The sequence below is a fragment of the Agrobacterium sp. CMT1 genome (assembly GCF_037203725.1).
GTDB lineage: Bacteria > Pseudomonadota > Alphaproteobacteria > Rhizobiales > Rhizobiaceae > Agrobacterium > Agrobacterium pusense.
Window position 1 is genome coordinate 482071 of record NZ_JBBCAR010000003.1, and the last position, 16721, is coordinate 498791.

The following is a 16721-nucleotide window of genomic DNA, read 5'->3' on the forward strand; positions in this document are numbered from 1 at the left end:
CCCGGCATGTGCTGTGGTGGGGAGCAGCGACCTTTCATGTCGCACTCCTGCCGCATTTCCAGCAAATTTCCGGCAAAGTCGGAAATTACCTGACAATACGGCGGAAATTTTTCAAGGCCAATGACGCCATTAGGGCGCTTCCCCGGGACCACGCGGTGCACAAGCACACGGTATCCGCGTAAGTCATTGTTTTGCCTTAGCCCCACAATGCGCAGACCTTAACGAAATATTTTTGCAGGGACTCGTAAACACTTTGGTTACCATAATTCGTCATGCTTCGAACCAGTCAGTTCCGAAAGCGGCCCGGTGTTCGCCCGTTCTTCGGATGTCCCAAAATCCCTCCGGCGTCGGCCGGGTATGCGTGAACGGTTCGAGTAACGAGTATCATGGCGTTTTCTGCTGCGGCCTATAACGGCGCCGGTCTTGCCGGTTCGCATTCCCTCAAGAGAGGCAAATCCTTCTCGTTCGGGCGAATGTCGGCGCTTCTTGGTGGCGGTGCCTTTGCCGGCCTTTTTGCCTTTGCCGCTTTCGCTTCGCTGCACAGCATGGCCGCCGCCTCGCATGGCGTCGGACAATTTGAAAAGACGCTTGTGGCAAGGCTGGATACCGCCGAGGCGGCGATTGCCCGCACGGCGGCGCGTGATATTCACGTCCGCAAGTTTTCGCGCCTGAGCGACCACAGTCACGGCCAGCAGAAGGCCGTCCGCCTTGCCGGCATCATGCCGGAGATCGGCGCGAAAGAATTCGGCGAACGATTTGGCGCGGCGGCAAACGCCAAAGGACAGGCGACCGTCAAGGAACTTGCCGCGCTTCAGCCTTCCGCGATCGTCGATTCGGCGCTTGGACGCACCTCCGAGGTTGCCTATCAGAGCGCCGTTCCGCAGCATCCGGCATTCGAAGTGGCGCTGGCCCGACCGCAGGTCGAGGAAGAGGCAAGCAGTCTGCTCCCCGACGACGTGCCGCTGCCAAGCTTCAGACCTGATGTCGCGACAGCTCAAACGGTCGAGCCGTCACCGCGTCCTGCGGCAACTGCCAAGGCGGATGAGCGCGTTCCCGCTGTCGCCTCTGCGCCTGCTTTCGATGCGCCCGTTCCGCTGCGGGCGCCGCAGGCGCCGAAACAGAGCACCGGCGCCATGCTGGCCTTCGCGAAACCGGATAATCCGATGCGTGAGCCAAGCAAGATGGATGCGGTTCCGTGGCCTGACCGTGGCAATGGCACGGCGATCTACGATATTTCTTCCGGTGTGGTGCACATGCCGAATGGCGAGAAACTGGAAGCGCATTCCGGTATTGGCAAGATGCGCGACAATCCCGATTATGTTCACGTCAAGATGCGCGGGTCCACACCGCCTTCAAGCTACAAGCTGACAATGCGCGAGGCGCGCTTCCACGGCGTTGAAGCCATTCGCCTGACGCCGGAAAATGGTGTCAATCCGCACGGCCGCGACGGGCTTCTTGCCCATACATACATGCTAGCGAAACGCGGCGAGTCCAATGGCTGCGTCGTGTTCCGCGACTATTCCCGCTTCCTCGCGGCCTTCAAGCGCGGTGAGGTCAAGCGCATGGTGGTCGTGCCGAAGCTGAACGGCAACCGCCCGACGCTCGCGAGCAGCGGTGGTAAAAGCGGCGGCAAGACGCTGCTCGGCATGTTCTCGCGCGGCAGCGACTCGTGATTGCGCGAATATTTAACGGCTGCGCCGCTGCGTCAGCACCATGCCGGCCAGAATGAGCAGGATGCCGAGAGCGCTGGCCCAGATTTTCGGCGGATGATCGCTGAAAAGATCGAGCATCACACCTGAGACCATCTGGCCGCTTATGACCAGAAGCGCGGTGTTGACCGCGCCGATGCGGGGGATGAGCCAGCTTCCCGAAGCGATGAAGACGACGCCGATGGGGCCGCCGATAAAGGCAAGCCAGGGTGCATCGGCCGCACCCGGTGGAATGAGGCCGCCGACAACGAGTCCGATCACGGTCAGTACGGCAAAGCCGACGATGTGGTTCCAGAAAGACGCGATGAGCGGCGAGTTTGACAGGCTGAGCCGGCCGTTGATCTGGCGGCTCAGCGCCACGAAGACGCCGCCGGTAAAGGCCATGGCGATCCAGACGATCATGCCGTTCTCCCGACAAGGATGATGAGTGCGCTGCCGCACAGAATGAGCGCCACTGCCGCCATGTCCCGAAGGTCCGGCTTTCTTCTGGGCAGTTCGAACAGACCGAAAATATCAGCCAGAAGGCTGAAGATGACCTGTCCACCAAGTCCGAGCGCAATGGTTCCCGAAAGCGCAAGCGGTGAATTGACGGCGGTGGAGGTGAGGATGACGATCGCGGCACCCACAACGCCGCCGCAATAGGCCCAGAGCGGCGCTTTCGGTTTTGCCGGGGCCGAAAGGTCTTTCTTCGAACGCATGATAGCCAGATAGACCAGCGCCGCCACCGTGCCGGTGCCGTGCGCCGTCCAGGAAGAAAACAGCGCGTTGCCGTAATGGGCCAGCTGTCCGTTGAAATGCACCATCAGCGTCAAGAGACAACCGCTGGCGAAGGCGGCGGCGAGATGCAGCGGATTCAGGCGTGGATGCGTCGTGTCTGTCATGTCGGATCGGAAAAGCTGAAGATGGACACGAGCTTTAGCCCATCTGCGCGTGAATCGGAATCGAATTGCGAGAGCTGGCGGATTTGGACGGGATTATCCTGTGCGTTGCGGAACAAGCGATGTGGCCACGCATTATTGCAGCATGAAGAAAACGACACGCAAACCGTTGAACCGGATGACGATTTTCGTCGTCTCGATTTTTATTGTCGGAGCCGTTGTGGCGGCAATTTATCTCATCGGCTTCACGCCCGGCGAAGTGTAAGACGGAGCGATCAATGACCGGCTGGGGCGGCGTTGCCCTTGCCGCGTTCCATTGCAACGCGCGCCCTGGCGACCGCGAAGCGAATACCGCGCAGCAGGAACCGGCTGGTTTCCAGATAGGCCCGATAGGGCAGGACAGTGAAATACCGCCAGCGCGGCAGGCGGTAAATGCGCAGATTGTTCTGGATCTGGCTTTCACCATCCGCATCCTGTGTGGCGCAGAGCGGATAGATGAAGGCGGCCTTCAAGCCGGAGAGATATTCAAGATCGAAGGCGATATCGTAGGCGAGCCGCATCGGGATGAGCTTCGATATCCATTGCCCGGCGCGACGGTTGACGAGATAGGCGCCTGAGCCTTTTTCGCGTGTCAGCGCAATGGCGAGCGAGCGACCGTTCGAGAGCGGACGGAACGGAAATTTCCGGCCATTGCTGACCGTCGTGAGACGCAGCAAGTCCCAGTCTGAGCCATTCAGCGCCGCCTCATCAATCGCATTTAGAAAATCATCATCGAAGATCACGTCATCCTCGAGGATGAGCGAGATATCGGCATCGCCTTCCATGAATTTTCGGGCGCAGGCGACATGGCTGAGATAGCAACCGATTTCCGGAGGTGACGTGCGGCGGCCATGCATCAGCATATAGGAAATTTCGCTGAATTCCGGGATTGGATAATTCAGCTCCCTGCCATTGACGCCTGGGATGCGCTCCGCCTTGAGACCCATGGCATCAAGGCGCGCGGTCATATCCGCGAGGCGCTTGGTGGCGCCGTCCATGTTGATCAGGAAAACCGCAAGCTTGCGCTGGCTTTTCGGCAATATATGCAAAGCAGTCCTCACCCGGTTCTCACATCCCATTGCAACTCCTTTATTGCAATGGCGTGACGTGGGCTATGGGAAAAGCGGCCTTCAGGCACTCATAGTTGTTGAATCAAACCTTTTCCACAAATCCATCCAGCACGCGCTTCTGGCCGGCGCGGTCGAAGTCGATGGTGAGCTTGTTCCCCTCGATGGCAGCGATATTGCCGTTGCCGAACTTGATGTGGAAGACGCGGTCGCCGACGAAGAATTTTGACGGCGTGTCGGCCACGGATTTGGCCACCAGTTCCCCATCAATAGTGCGGGTGCGCGGGCCGCTTTCGCCATAACCGATTCGTTCTACCGCATGGCCGGAGCGCGTGCCCCAGTTGTCGCGGGTGGCATCGCTACGGTTCTGCTGCGCACGCTTCCAGCCCGGGGTGGAATAGGTGTTCGCAAAGGGATCTGCCTTGTCGAAACGCGATTGTCCGTAGCCACCACGCCCGCCATAACCGCCGTAATTGCTGTCGGATGCTGCGACATCGACATGGGCGGGCGGCAGTTCATCCAGAAAGCGCGAGGGCAGGGTGGATTGCCACAGCCCGTGAATGCGCCGGTTCGAGACGAACCAGATATGGCAGAGTTTCTTGGCACGCGTAATGCCGACATAGGCAAGACGACGTTCTTCCTCCAGACCGGAGCGGCCGCCTTCATCCAGCGCCCGCTGGTGCGGAAACAGGCCTTCTTCCCAGCCGGGCAGGAAGACGGTGTCGAATTCCAGACCCTTGGCGGAATGCAGCGTCATGATGGAGACGGCATCGAGATTTTCGTTCTGCTCGGCATCCATGACGAGGGCGACATGCTCGAGGAAACCGCGCATGCTTTCAAAGGCTTCCATCGAGCGGATGAGTTCCTTCAGGTTCTCAAGGCGTCCGGGCGCTTCGGCCGTCTTGTCGGCCTGCCACATGGCGGTATAGCCGCTTTCGTCGAGAATCTGCTCGGCAAGCGTGGTGTGCTCGGTGTTTTCGAGCAGACCCTGCCAGCGGCGGAAATCCTGCACCACATCGAACAGCGCCTTGCGCGCCTTCGGCTTCAGCTCGTCGGTTTCGATGATGTCGGCCGCCGCCGCCAGCATCGGAATGTCGCGGGCACGCGCATAGTCGTGCAGGTTGCGGATCGTCGTATCGCCAAGGCCGCGCTTCGGCGTATTGACGATCCGCTCGAAGGCGAGATCGTCGGCCGGCTGGCAGACGAGGCGAAAATAGGCCATGGCATCGCGGATTTCGAGGCGCTCATAAAAGCGCGGGCCGCCGATGACGCGGTAATTGAGGCCGAGCGTGACAAAACGGTCTTCGAATTCGCGCATCTGGAAGGAGGCGCGGACGAGGATCGCCATGTCGTTCAGCAGGTGACCCTTGCGCTGAAGCTGCTCGATCTCTTCGCCGACTGCGCGGGCTTCCTCCTCGGAATCCCAGGCCGCATGCACCACGACCTTTTCGTCGTCAGGGCTGCTGCGTTCGGTAAACAGCGTCTTGCCGAGGCGTCCCTCATTATGCGCGATGAGGTGGCCGGCCGCGCCGAGAATATGCTCGGTGGAGCGGTAATTGCGTTCGAGCTTGATGACCTTGGCGCCGGGAAAATCCTTGTCGAAGCGCAGGATGTTGTCCACTTCCGCGCCGCGCCAGCCATAGATCGACTGGTCGTCGTCACCCACACAGCAGACGTTTTGCGGCTCGCCCTTGGCGCGCTGCGCAAGCAGCCGCAGCCACATATATTGCGCCGTGTTGGTGTCCTGATATTCGTCCACCAGAATGTAACGGAACTTCTGGTGATACTCCTTCAGAATATCCGTATGGCGGCGGAAGATGCTGATCGGGTGCATCAAAAGGTCGCCGAAGTCGCAGGCATTCAGCGTTTTCAGCCGGTTCTGATAGGCGGTATAGAGCTCGCGGCCCTTGCCATTGGCGAAGGCGCGGCTGTCTCCTTCAGGAATATCCGGCGGCGTCAGGCCCTTGTTCTTCCAGCCGTCGATCATGCCGGCGAACTGTTTGGCCGGCCAGCGCTTGTCATCGAGACCTTCGGCCTGGATGAGCTGCTTGATCAGCCGCACCACGTCATCCGTATCGAGAATGGTGAAATCCGACTTCAGGCCGACGAGTTCGGCGTGACGACGCAACAGCTTGACGCCGATGGAGTGGAACGTGCCAAGCCAGGGCATGCCCTCCACAGCGCCCCCGACGAGAACGCCGATACGTTCCTTCATCTCGCGTGCGGCCTTGTTGGTGAAGGTCACGGCGAGGATCTGGCTGGGATAGGCGCGGCCGGTGGCGAGAATATGGGCAATGCGGGTTGTCAGAACACGGGTCTTGCCGGTGCCGGCGCCGGCGAGGACGAGAACCGGCCCGTCCAGCGTTTCCACGGCATCGCGCTGTTCCGGGTTGAGGCCGGAAAGATAATCGGGTGCGGCACGCGTCTGATCGCGCGCAGCCATGGCGCGGGCGGCAATGCCAAGCCCGCCGCCGTTTTCCGAAGGGGCATTGTTCGTCGCCCTGCGCGGCGCCACGGGTTCCTCATCGAAGAACGGCATATCGTCAAAACTGTTGCTCATGCGGCCCAATGTAGTGATTCGGGATATAAAGGCCAGAACCGCGTTCTGCTTTTATTCCGGTATCGCCGCTCAAAACGCCTATTCCAAGGCATTATTTCGGGTTCATGCCCTCTGGTCGGCTTCAAAAGCGGCATCGACAGGCACTTGAAGGGCCACCGCAAGCTGGTTGGTCTTGGCGGCGAGCGCGATAATCCGCATCAGATCGGCATGCTGTTCATTCGTCATGCCCTTGGCTTTCGCGGCCGCCGTATGGGAATGGGCACAATAGGAGCAGCCATTGGTGACGGACACTGCGATGTAAAGCATTTCCTTCACCAGCGGGTCGAGCGCCGAGGGTGTCGCCATCACCGCCTTGACCTCGGCCCATGTCTTTTCCAGAAGATCAGGATCAAAGGCGAGGTAAAGCCACATATTGTTGATGAAGTCCGATTTGCGGGTGGTGCGGATATCATCGAACACCGCTTTCACGCGCGGATCGGCTTCGGGATTTTGTGTTTTCGTGACGGTGCTCATGGCTTCCTCCGGCTCATTTCGTGCTGACAGACTACCGCGCTGAACAATATTTGCGATAATATAGCGTTTATGGTGTGCTCGACGAGAATCCATCACAAATTACAATTACGTAAGAAACGTATTTGTGCGTTGCCTCGTTTTAAACGACGGGGAATACTGCTGATGTCCCGAAGCCTGAGCTTCAGGGGCTTTCTTATGCTGCGATGATCAACCGGAGAACTATATGCGGGTCTGGAAACAGGTGGGTGTCAGTCTGGCCGTGGTGGGGGCAGGTCTCTGTCTCTGGGGCGTCTATTCGCCCGACGCCCGCAATATGCTCGCCAGCATCGGGCTGGTCAAAGCACCCGCTGCTTCGGTCGAAGTCGCCGCAGCCGGCGGATCGGCGGCCGGCGCGCCGACGGGACAGAATGCGGGTGGTGCACGCCGCAACAATAACGCCACACTGGTTGTGACCGCTCCTGTGAAGAAAGGCACGGTCAACGACCGGTTGAACGCCATCGGCAATGGCGAGGCGATCCAGTCCGTCGTCGTCATGCCGCAGGTTTCCGGCACGCTTTCTGAAATTCGTACATCGTCCGGCGCACGCGTCGTGAAGGGGCAGGTGCTGGCGCGGCTCGATGACGAGGAGCAGGTGATCGAACGCGACAAGGCGCAGGTGGCGCTGCGCAGCGCCGTCGAAAAATCCAATTCCTACAAGAACCTGAAATCCGTTTCCCGCCTCGACGTGCTGGATGCCCAGATTGCCGAAGAAGCCGCCAAGCTTGCGCTGAGCACCGCCGAACTCAATCTCAAGCGGCGTGATATCGTCGCGCCCATCGAAGGCGTGGCCGGTATCGTCGCCGCCAATATCGGTGACAATGTCACGACGCAGTCCACCATTGTCAGCATTGACGACCGGTCTGAAATTCTCGTCAATTTCTGGGCTCCCGAGCGTTTCGCGACTGCGATCAAGATCGGCATGCCGGTGGAGGCCACGTCGATTTCGCGCCCGGGTGAGACTTTTAAGGGGGAGATCGAGGCCGTCGACAACCGTGTCGACGAGGCGAGCCGCACCATCCGCATCCGGGCGAAGTTCGGAAATGAGAAGGATGAGTTGAGGGCGGGCATGTCATTCGGCGTCACCATGCGCTTCGCCGGGGAAACTTATGCCTCGGTTGATCCGCTGGCCGTGCAGTGGGATGCGGAAGGCTCCTATGTCTGGCGTGTGGCTGACAATAAATCCAACAAGGTGCGGGTGCAGATCGTGCAGCGCAACCCGGATGCCGTTCTCGTCGAGGCTGAACTGGCGGAAGGCGAACCTGTCGTGATTGAGGGCCTGCAGCGCGTGCGCGAAGGCGGGGCGGTGCGGGTCGGCAACCAGCCCAAGCCCGAGGAGGTTGCCAGCCAATGACGACCCAGCCGCCTTCTGGTCAGGATTCCAAGCTCGCCTTTACCGCATTGTTCGTGCGTCGGCCAATTCTGGCCGCGGTCCTTAACACGCTGCTGGTCGTTGCCGGCCTCGCCGCTCTGGTCGGCGTCGAAGTGCGCGAATTGCCCGACGTCGACCGGCCGACGATCAGCGTCAGGACCACGTATGAAGGTGCCGCGCCTGAAACGATCGATCAGGAGGTAACGCAGACCATCGAAGGTGCGGTGGCGCGTGTCAGCGGCATCAAATCCATCGCGTCCAACTCACAATTCGGCACCAGCCGCGTGACGATGGAATTCGGCGACAATGTCGACATGGCCGTTGCGGCCAATGATGTGCGCGACGCCATTGGCCGCGTCACCAACCAGTTGCCCGACGATGCCGACGAGCCGCAGATCATCAAGGCGGATTCCGACAGCCAGCCGATCATGCGTCTTGCCGTTACATCCTCCACGCTCAGCATGGAAGACCTGACCAAGCTGGTGGATGACGAGATCATCGACCGCCTGGCCGCCGTCGATGGTGTGGCGGACGTGGAACTTTACGGCGATCAGGAAAAGGTCTTTCGAGTAGACCTCAATCAGGCGGCACTCGCCAGCCGTGGTTTGACGGTGACCGACGTTTCCAATGCACTGGCAAGTGCAGCGCTCGATGTGCCTGCGGGTTCGCTGAAAAGCACGACGCAGGATATCGTCGTGCGCGCCACCGCGAGCCTGACAAAGCCCGAGGATTTTTCCAATCTTCTCATCAAGAACAATATCCGCCTCAGGGACGTGGCGACCGTCATGCTGGGGGCGGACGACGAATCCACGTCGCTGCGCTCGAACGGCGTTCAGGGCGTCGGTCTTGGCATCATCCGCCAGGCACAGTCAAACACGCTCAGTATCTCGACCGGTGTGAAAGCCGCAGTCGACGCCATGTCGGCCAATCTGCCGGAGGGCACGCGTGTCGTCGTGACCAGTGACGATGCCGTCTTCATCGAAGGCGCGCTGCACGAGGTCGAACTGGCGCTCGGGCTCTCGGCGATCATCGTCGTTGTGGTGCTTTATCTCTTCCTGCGCGACTGGCGCGCCACCCTCATTCCCGCGATCACCATGCCGGTGGCGCTGATTGGCACCATTGTCGCCATTTATATGGTCGGCTTCTCCGTCAATATCCTGACACTGCTCGCCATCGTTCTGGCGACTGGTCTGGTGGTCGATGACGCCATCGTGGTGCTGGAAAATATCGTGCGCCGCCGGGCGGAAGGCATGGGGCCCCGGGCCGCTGCCGTTCTCGGCACGCAGGAGGTGTTTTTCGCCGTCATCGCGACGACGGCGACGCTGGCTGCCGTGTTCATTCCGCTTTCTTTCCTGCCGGGTCAGCTTGGCGGCCTGTTCCGTGAATTCGGTTTTGTGCTGGCCTTCGCGGTGGGGTTGTCCTCCATCGTGGCACTGACGCTGTGCCCGATGCTTGCTTCGCGCATGCTGAAGGAGGGACTGAAGGAGCCGACCGGGCCGCTCGCCTGGTTCGGTAATGTCTTTGCCTCCACATACAAGTCAACGCTGTCCGCCTGCCTCAACAACCCCCTCATCGTCATCGTCGTTGCGCTCATCTTTTCCGGCCTGTCATGGATCGCCTTCGGCATGATCCAGAGTGAATTGACGCCGCGCGAGGACCGCGCCTCTATCATGATGCGGGTCACCGCGCCGCAGGGCGTCAGCCTCGAATATACCCGCGACCAGTTGCAGCGGATCGAGGAAAACCTGCAGCCGCTACGCGACAGCGGGGAAATCCGTAACATCTACTCCATCACTGGCATGAACGGCTCGTCCAATACCGGCTTCATGGTGCTGACGCTGGCGCCCTGGGCCGACCGAGATCGCACTCAGAACCAGATCGCTGCCGATGTCACCTCTGCCGCCAACAAGGTTCCGGCGTTGCGGGGCAATGCGATGCAGCCGAACAGCCTCCGCATTCGCGGCGCCGGCAACGGATTGCAGATGGCGATGGTCGGCAGCAATTATGCGGCGCTGACAGAGGCGACGCAGAAATTGCTGCTTTCCATGGAAGAAAGCGGCCTGTTTGATACGCCACGTTTCGACAACGAACCCAATCAGGCGCAGATTTCGGTCTCCATCGACCGTGAGCGCGCGTCTGATCTCGGCATCGACATCACCGGCCTCTCTCGCGCCATGCAGTCGCTGCTGGAAGGGCGCTCGATTGTCGACGTCTTCGTGGATGGCGATGCGATCCCGGTGCGGCTCCTGTCCTCCACCCGGCCGATCAATGATCCGACCGATCTTGAGAATGTCTTCCTGAAGACGGGCGACGGCAAGATCGTGCCGATGTCGGTCATCGCGTCGCTCAAGGAAAATGCGGTCGCGCCGCAGCTCAACCGCGAACAGCAGCTTCCCTCCGTCGGCTTTACCGCCAACCTCAAGGACGGCGTTTCGCTGGGCGAGGCGCTGCAAAAGGTGAACGAGCTCTCGCAATCCGTCCTGCCGCCCGGTGCACGCTTGCTGCCGCTGGGCGAGGCTGCGACACTGGAGGAGAATTCGAGCGGCATGCTGCTCACCTTCGGTTTCGCGATTGCCATCATCTTCCTCGTGCTTGCCGCGCAGTTCGAAAGCGTGCTGAGTTCGATCATCATCATGTCAACGGTGCCGCTCGGCCTTGCCTGTGCCGTCATCGCGCTGCTCGTCACCGGCTCCAGCCTCAATGTCTACAGCCAGATCGGCCTCGTGCTGCTCGTTGGCGTCATGGCGAAGAACGGTATCCTGATTGTTGAATTCGCCAACCATCTGCGTGATCAGGGTGCGACCGTGCGGGAAGCTATCGAAAAAGCCACCAGCATCCGTCTGCGTCCTGTCATGATGACGATGATCGCGACCATCCTTGGCGGCGTGCCGCTGGTTCTGGCGCAGGGAGCCGGCGCCGAGGCGCGCATCGCGCTCGGCTGGGTCATCGTCGGCGGACTGGGCTTCGCGACGCTGGTGACGCTTTACATCACACCGGTCTCCTACCTGCTGATCGCCCGCTTCGCCAAACCGCAAGCGGATGAGGAAATCCGCCTTCACCGCGAACTGGAACTTGCCGCCCGCCGCAAGGCGCTGGAAGAGGACAAGCCGCTGCTTGCTGCGGAATAAAAACGGTTGCCGCCTTGCCGTCTGGCGCCATTGCGCGGCTGGACAAAGCGTTAACCTTATCCCATACCACCTGACGGAATTTCGTAACGGATCGAATCCTTTACGGGCTGATGTTGCGGTGGAGACGGACGATGGCGTTGAAAGATGTGGTGGCAGGAAAGCGTAACGAAGAGGGCATTGCGTCTGCGCTCGCCGTTCTGAAGCAGCAACTCGGCGACAGGCTCCAGACCGGACAGGCGTTTCGGGAGCAGCACGCCCACACCACCACCTATCTGACACTCCAGGCGCCTGACGGCGTCGTTTTTGCGGAGAGTGCTGATGATGTGAAGGCCGTCGTGAAGGTCTGCTCGCAATATAAGGTGCCGGTGATTCCGTTTGGGACGGGGTCTTCGCTGGAAGGGCAGGTGAATGCGCCCAGCGGCGGAATCTGCATCGATTTCAGCCGGATGAATCGCATCATTGAGGTGAATGCCGAAGATCTTGATGTGACGGTGGAGCCGGGCGTGACGCGCGAGGACCTCAATGTCTATCTGCGCGATACCGGCCTGTTCTTCCCGATCGATCCCGGCGCCAATGCCTCGATCGGCGGCATGGCCTCGACACGCGCTTCCGGCACAAATGCCGTGCGTTACGGCACGATGAAGGACAATGTGCTCGCCGTTACCGCCGTCGTCGCCAACGGCGAGGAAATCCGCACCGCGCGCCGCGCTCGGAAGTCGTCTGCCGGCTATGACCTGACGCGGCTTTTCGTGGGGGCCGAGGGGACGCTCGGCGTCATCACTTCGGTGACGCTGCGGCTGCAGGGCATACCGGAAAAGATCGCCGGCGGCGTCTGCACATTCGACAGCATCAAGGCGGCCTGCGATGCCGTCATCATGACGATCCAGATGGGGGTTCCGGTTGCCCGTATCGAATTGCTCGATGAGGTCCAGGTCCGGGCCTGCAATGCCTATTCCGGCCTGAACTATGCGGAGAAGCCGACGCTTTTCGTGGAGTTCCACGGCACCGAGGAGACGGGGGCGCTACAATCGCAGCAGTTCGCAGAAATCGCGGCTGAATGCGGAAGCATCGACTTCCGCTGGACAAGCGATGCCGCCGAACGCAACAAGCTCTGGAAGGCGCGGCATGACGCCTATTGGGCCTCGCGGGCGCTTGCGCCCCATCTCGACGGGCTTTCCACCGATGTCTGCGTGCCGATTTCGAGGCTGGCGGATTGCGTGGTTGAAACGCAGCTGGATATCCAGGAAAACGGCTTTCTCGCACCGATCGTCGGCCATGCCGGCGACGGGAACTTTCATGTCCTTATTCTGTTCGATGGAAAAGATGCGGAAAGCGTAGCGAAAACCGAAGCCTTCGTTGCCCGTCTCAACCGCCGCGCCATCGCCATGGACGGCACCTGCACCGGCGAACACGGCATAGGACAGGGCAAGATGAGTTTCCTCGCCGAAGAGGCCGGCAATGCATTGGATGTGATGCGCGCCATCAAAATGTCGCTCGACCCGGACAACATTTTCAATCCGGGCAAGTTGTTCCGTCTTGTCTGATCGTTCTCACATTTGATTGGTACAAAAGGCTGCTTGCCGTTAAGGCAAAAAAGAATAGGTTTGCAGCGTTCGTGAAGGGAGATGCAGGTCAGTGCTCGGGCGTATTCTGGTTTTTCTGGGCGGACTGCTGGCGGTGGTGCTGTTTTCGGCGCTGCTTATTCCCTATTTCGTCGACTGGACGGATTTCCGCCGTGATTTTGAGGATCAGGCGAGCCGTATTCTCGGTAAGAAGGTTGTGGTGCATGGCCGCGTCGAGGCCCGCATCCTGCCGTTCCCTTCGGTAACGTTGCATGACGTCCGGGCCGGGACGGATGCCGATGGATCGCCGCTCATCCAGGTCGCGCGTTTTTCCATGGACGCCGAGCTCGCGCCCTTCCTTTCCGGCGAGGCGCGCATCTTTGACATGCGCATCGAGGAACCCAAGGCGAAGATCAGGCTGCTGAAAGACGGCACGCTGGACTGGATGCGCGGCAGCCGCGCGGAAATTCCCGCCCGAACCGTGGTTCTGGAAAGCGTGCAGATTGAGGGCGGCCAGATCGAGTTCATCGACGAGCAATCGGGCCGCAACCGCCTGATCACCGGTCTTACCGCCGATATGTCCGCCAATTCGCTGGCCGGACCATGGAAGGCGGACGGGCGGGCTGCCGTCGACGGGCATCCCGGCTCTTTCTCCCTCTCAAGCAGCGAACCTGATTATGCCAATGGCCGCATGGGCCTTCGCGTCCGTGTCGTGCCGGATGAGCATCCCGTCGAGGTCGATCTGGATGGCGTCATTGCCGCAGCGGCGGGAAAGCCCGCCTATAGCGGTTCCTTTTCTTTCAGCTTCAGGGAAGACGAAAAGCAGAAACAGGCCGGGCAATCACTCTTCTCCTCGCCGCGCACCCGCGGCAGTTTTGAACTGACCAATGAGAGCGTGCGTATACCGAGCTACCGCATGGAACTCGGCGGTAACGAAAATCCCTATGTCGTGACCGGAGAGGCGACGCTCGATACCGGCGCCAAGCCCGAATTCCTGCTGACGGCCGATGGCCAGCAGATCGATGTCGCACGTTTTGCGCCGCCTGTCGTGCAGACGGGCAAGACCTCGCGCCAGCCCACCGTTTCCGTGCGCCAGCGCATCGAGGCCTTTGCCGCCATGGTGGCGCGCATTCCCGTACCGCCGGTGCCGGGCAAGGCGAGCATCAGCCTTCCCGCCCTGGTTTCCGACGACACGACCATTCGTGACATCCGGCTGGATGTTCGGCCGCAGGGCAGCGGCTGGCAGGTGGTGAATGCGGTGGCGACGTTGCCAGGAAGAACCCAGCTGGAGGCCAAGGGATCGTTGACCCTGCTTGGTGGTCCGGCCTTCAACGGCAATATGCTCGTTGCGTCCAACCAGCCCTCGGGGCTGGCGAACTGGCTTTCCGGCTCCGTCGATCCGGCCATCCGGCAACTCAATGCCGCCGGCTTTTCTGCCGATGTCTCGTTGACGACGCTGAACCAGCGCTTCGACAATCTGGAGCTCGCCATCGGCGACGCGTCGCTGAAAGGCGAGCTGGAACGGCGCTCCGACGGCAAGACCTCCAATCTTTCGATCGATCTTGCGGGCAACGAAATCGACCTGGACGCGCTGAAGGCACTCGGCAGTCTGGCGCTCGGCGATCAGGTCGGAAGCTCGGTTCTCGACCACCGCATTACTGCGAAGTTCAAGGCCGACCGGTTCAACATAGCCGGGGTGACCGCCAATCATGTCGAGACCGCCTTCACGATGGCGGGCGGGGTTCTTTCGCTGGAAAATATGACGGCCGGCGATATCGCCGGTGCAGAGGTCAGGGCAAAAGGCGAATTGCAGGGGTCGTTGCTGAAATATGCGGGGAAGGGCACGGTGAACCTGCACGCGGCGGATATGCAGCCGTTCTTTACGATGCTGCAGCAGAAACTGCCTGCTCATCCCTTCCTGAGCCGCCTGGCGGCCAGCGCGCCATGGTACGCCAATTCCGACCTTGCAATGGATGTCTCGGTCAACAGCGAAAACGGCGGCGCCAATGTTGCCGTCTCCGGTACCGTTAACGGCAGCCGGCTGTCCGCCGTCGCCAAGATGCCGGATTTCCTGTCGATCACCGATGACACGGCCATGTCGCTGGAAGCTGTCTTGAAAAACCAGTCGACGGCCATCCTGTTCGGCCAGGCCGGACTTGACCCGTTGCCCTTCGACGCTGACGGCGAGGGCCTCCTGTCGGTCAAGCTCAATGGCACGCTCGGCGCGCCGGCACAGACCGATATCCGCTTCTCGACGGAACGCACACATTTTTCGGCGAACGGCTCCTTTGCCGTTTCAGCTGCCAATTTCGGTGAGGGCAGCGCCGATGTCGTTCTCGAAAGCGCTGATATCGAGCCCTATCTCATCATGAATGCCGTTGGGCTGCCGCAGCTCGGTGGGGGCATGGCGGTGAAGGCCAATGCGAAGGTTGTGGTGGATGGACAAAAAATTGCGCTTTCTTCTGTCGGCGGACAGGCAGGCGGTAATCCCTTCTCCGGCAATCTGACGTTCGAACGCGCCGCGCCCCATTCCGTCAGCGGCGATCTCTCAGTCCGGACCGCCGATCTCGCCTGGCTTGGCGACGCAATCTATGGTCCGGTGATCGATCCGGAAACCGGCGGCCTCAATGCCAAGCCGCTGGCCATGCCGGCTTTCCCGCAGCTCAAGGCGTCTCTCTCGCTCAAGGCGGAAAGCTTCGAGGCTGGACCTTTCGGCACGGTCACGGGTTTGACGGCCAAGGTAACGCATGATTCGGGCAGTCTCGCACTCGACGACATCACCGGCGGCTTCATGGGCGGCAAGATTGCAGGACGGTTTGCGATGTCCACGGGCGAGGGGGCGGGCATTTTCCGCACCAAGATCGCGGTAACCGACGCCAACCCGGAGCCGATCCTTTGGGCGAATGCGAACGGTCCGGTTGCGACCGGCCGCGTGGCCATTGATCTCACGGCAGAATCGACCGGCAAAAGCGTTGGTGAAATGCTGAAATCAGCGGGTGGCTCGGGTGAAATCCGGGCCAGCGGGCTGGTGCTGAAGGGGCTCAATCCCGGTGCCCTGCCGCCAATCCTGCAGGCGGCGGATGGCTTGCAGCAGCCGATCGATGCTCCGAAAGTTCGGCCGCTGGTGGACCAGAGCCTGTGGCAGGGCGAGATCGGGCTCGGCGATGTATCCCTGCCGTTCTCGGTGAATGGTGGTGCGCTGCATTTCCAGAATTTGCGGGCGGCGATCGATCCATTGACGCTGACAGCCGATGCGACGGTTGATCTTGCTGCTTTCACGGTGAATGGCGACTTCGATCTCCTGTTCAATCCCGGCACCGAAACGGTTGCCGGCGCCGAACCGTCTTTGCGCCTGAATTACAACGGTCCGCTTGCTGCGCCAGCCCTGACAACCGACGTTTCGGCGCTCACCAACTACCTGTCCCTCCGGGCCTTCGAAAAGGAGCGGCGCAGGGTGGAGGCAATGCAGGCAAGCGTCCTTGAAAAGCAACGCCTGCGCCGCGAAGTGGCGCTTTATCGTTTCCAGGCGGCTGAGCGGCAGGCGGAAAAGGAACGGGCGGAGGCGGAAGCCAAGGCGAAGGCAGAGGAAGAAGCACGGCTGAAGGCTGCTGCCGAAGAACGTCTGCGGCAGGAAAAGGAACAGCAGGAACGTTTGCAGCAGCAACAGCAGCAGCCCGTGCCGCAGCCGCAGTCAGCGCCGGTTCTGGTGGTGCCACCGACGGAAAATGCAATCCGGGAACTCGCCCCGGAAAATGCTCCCGCCAATCCGTAATTTTCCGAAAAGGGCTCGGCGTCGCTTTTCATCTCTGCTTCGGTTCCATGTCCGCGGTCTGGACCGGCTCCGGTCGCTACCCCGC

General features: G+C 60.7%; 10 protein-coding genes. 5 read left to right on the top strand and 5 right to left on the bottom strand.

Annotated features, from left to right (window positions below; translation table 11 throughout):
- Positions 1-386: 386 nt before the first annotated feature.
- Positions 387-1673: a DUF2778 domain-containing protein gene (locus tag WA845_RS07300; protein WP_045531901.1), complete on the top strand. Its 1287-nt coding sequence runs from the start codon at positions 387-389 to the stop codon at positions 1671-1673.
- 12 nt (positions 1674-1685) lie between these two features.
- On the opposite strand, the gene WA845_RS07305 is transcribed toward WA845_RS07300, so the two are convergent.
- The 5 genes from WA845_RS07305 to WA845_RS07325 all read right to left on the bottom strand — a co-directional run bounded on the left by WA845_RS07305 (position 1686) and on the right by WA845_RS07325 (position 6766).
- Entirely contained in the window at positions 1686-2111 is a 426-nt protein-coding gene (locus WA845_RS07305; protein WP_022556583.1) for a DMT family transporter, read from the bottom strand.
- Positions 2108-2590, bottom strand: coding sequence for a DMT family transporter (locus WA845_RS07310; RefSeq protein ID WP_045531899.1), 483 nt, complete (start codon positions 2588-2590; stop codon positions 2108-2110). Before WA845_RS07310 ends, WA845_RS07305 begins: the two co-directional genes overlap by 4 nt.
- Positions 2591-2862: 272 nt before the next feature.
- Positions 2863-3675, bottom strand: a complete 813-nt coding sequence (locus WA845_RS07315) for a glycosyltransferase family 25 protein (protein WP_034498809.1) — start codon at positions 3673-3675, stop codon at positions 2863-2865.
- 103 nt (positions 3676-3778) lie between these two features.
- A complete protein-coding gene (locus tag WA845_RS07320; protein ID WP_333898460.1) occupies positions 3779-6253 on the bottom strand; it encodes an ATP-dependent helicase in 2475 nt (824 codons plus the stop codon).
- Positions 6254-6355: 102 nt separating this feature from the next.
- Positions 6356-6766, bottom strand: coding sequence for a carboxymuconolactone decarboxylase family protein (locus WA845_RS07325; RefSeq protein ID WP_112553891.1), 411 nt, complete (start codon positions 6764-6766; stop codon positions 6356-6358).
- A gap of 223 nt (positions 6767-6989) precedes the next feature.
- Here WA845_RS07325 and WA845_RS07330 point away from each other — a divergent pair, with 223 nt between their 5' ends.
- From WA845_RS07330 to WA845_RS07345, 4 genes are all read left to right on the top strand, one after another.
- Entirely contained in the window at positions 6990-8156 is a 1167-nt protein-coding gene (locus WA845_RS07330; RefSeq protein WP_337322241.1) for an efflux RND transporter periplasmic adaptor subunit, read from the top strand.
- A complete protein-coding gene (locus WA845_RS07335) occupies positions 8153-11302 on the top strand; it encodes an efflux RND transporter permease subunit (protein ID WP_022556577.1) in 3150 nt (1049 codons plus the stop codon). The genes WA845_RS07330 and WA845_RS07335 overlap by 4 nt, the downstream gene beginning before the upstream one ends.
- Before the next feature lie 131 nt (positions 11303-11433).
- Positions 11434-12846: an FAD-linked oxidase C-terminal domain-containing protein gene (locus WA845_RS07340; RefSeq protein WP_112553887.1), complete on the top strand. Its 1413-nt coding sequence runs from the start codon at positions 11434-11436 to the stop codon at positions 12844-12846.
- A gap of 91 nt (positions 12847-12937) precedes the next feature.
- Positions 12938-16636 (top strand): AsmA family protein, encoded by a 3699-nt coding sequence (locus tag WA845_RS07345; RefSeq protein ID WP_112553885.1) that lies wholly within the window; start codon positions 12938-12940, stop codon positions 16634-16636.
- Positions 16637-16721: the final 85 nt, after the last annotated feature.

Excerpts from the sequence above, each read along its gene's own strand:
- WA845_RS07335 (WP_022556577.1), top strand. The coding sequence starts at position 8,153 with ATGACGACCCAGCCGCCTTCTGGTCAGGATTCCAAGCTCGCCTTTACC.
- WA845_RS07325 (WP_112553891.1), bottom strand. The coding sequence starts at position 6,766 with ATGAGCACCGTCACGAAAACACAAAATCCCGAAGCCGATCCGCGCGTG.
- WA845_RS07300 (WP_045531901.1), top strand. The coding sequence starts at position 387 with ATGGCGTTTTCTGCTGCGGCCTATAACGGCGCCGGTCTTGCCGGTTCG.
- WA845_RS07320 (WP_333898460.1), bottom strand. The coding sequence starts at position 6,253 with ATGAGCAACAGTTTTGACGATATGCCGTTCTTCGATGAGGAACCCGTG.
- WA845_RS07310 (WP_045531899.1), bottom strand. The coding sequence starts at position 2,590 with ATGACAGACACGACGCATCCACGCCTGAATCCGCTGCATCTCGCCGCC.
- WA845_RS07340 (WP_112553887.1), top strand. The coding sequence starts at position 11,434 with ATGGCGTTGAAAGATGTGGTGGCAGGAAAGCGTAACGAAGAGGGCATT.
- WA845_RS07330 (WP_337322241.1), top strand. The coding sequence starts at position 6,990 with ATGCGGGTCTGGAAACAGGTGGGTGTCAGTCTGGCCGTGGTGGGGGCA.
- WA845_RS07305 (WP_022556583.1), bottom strand. The coding sequence starts at position 2,111 with ATGATCGTCTGGATCGCCATGGCCTTTACCGGCGGCGTCTTCGTGGCG.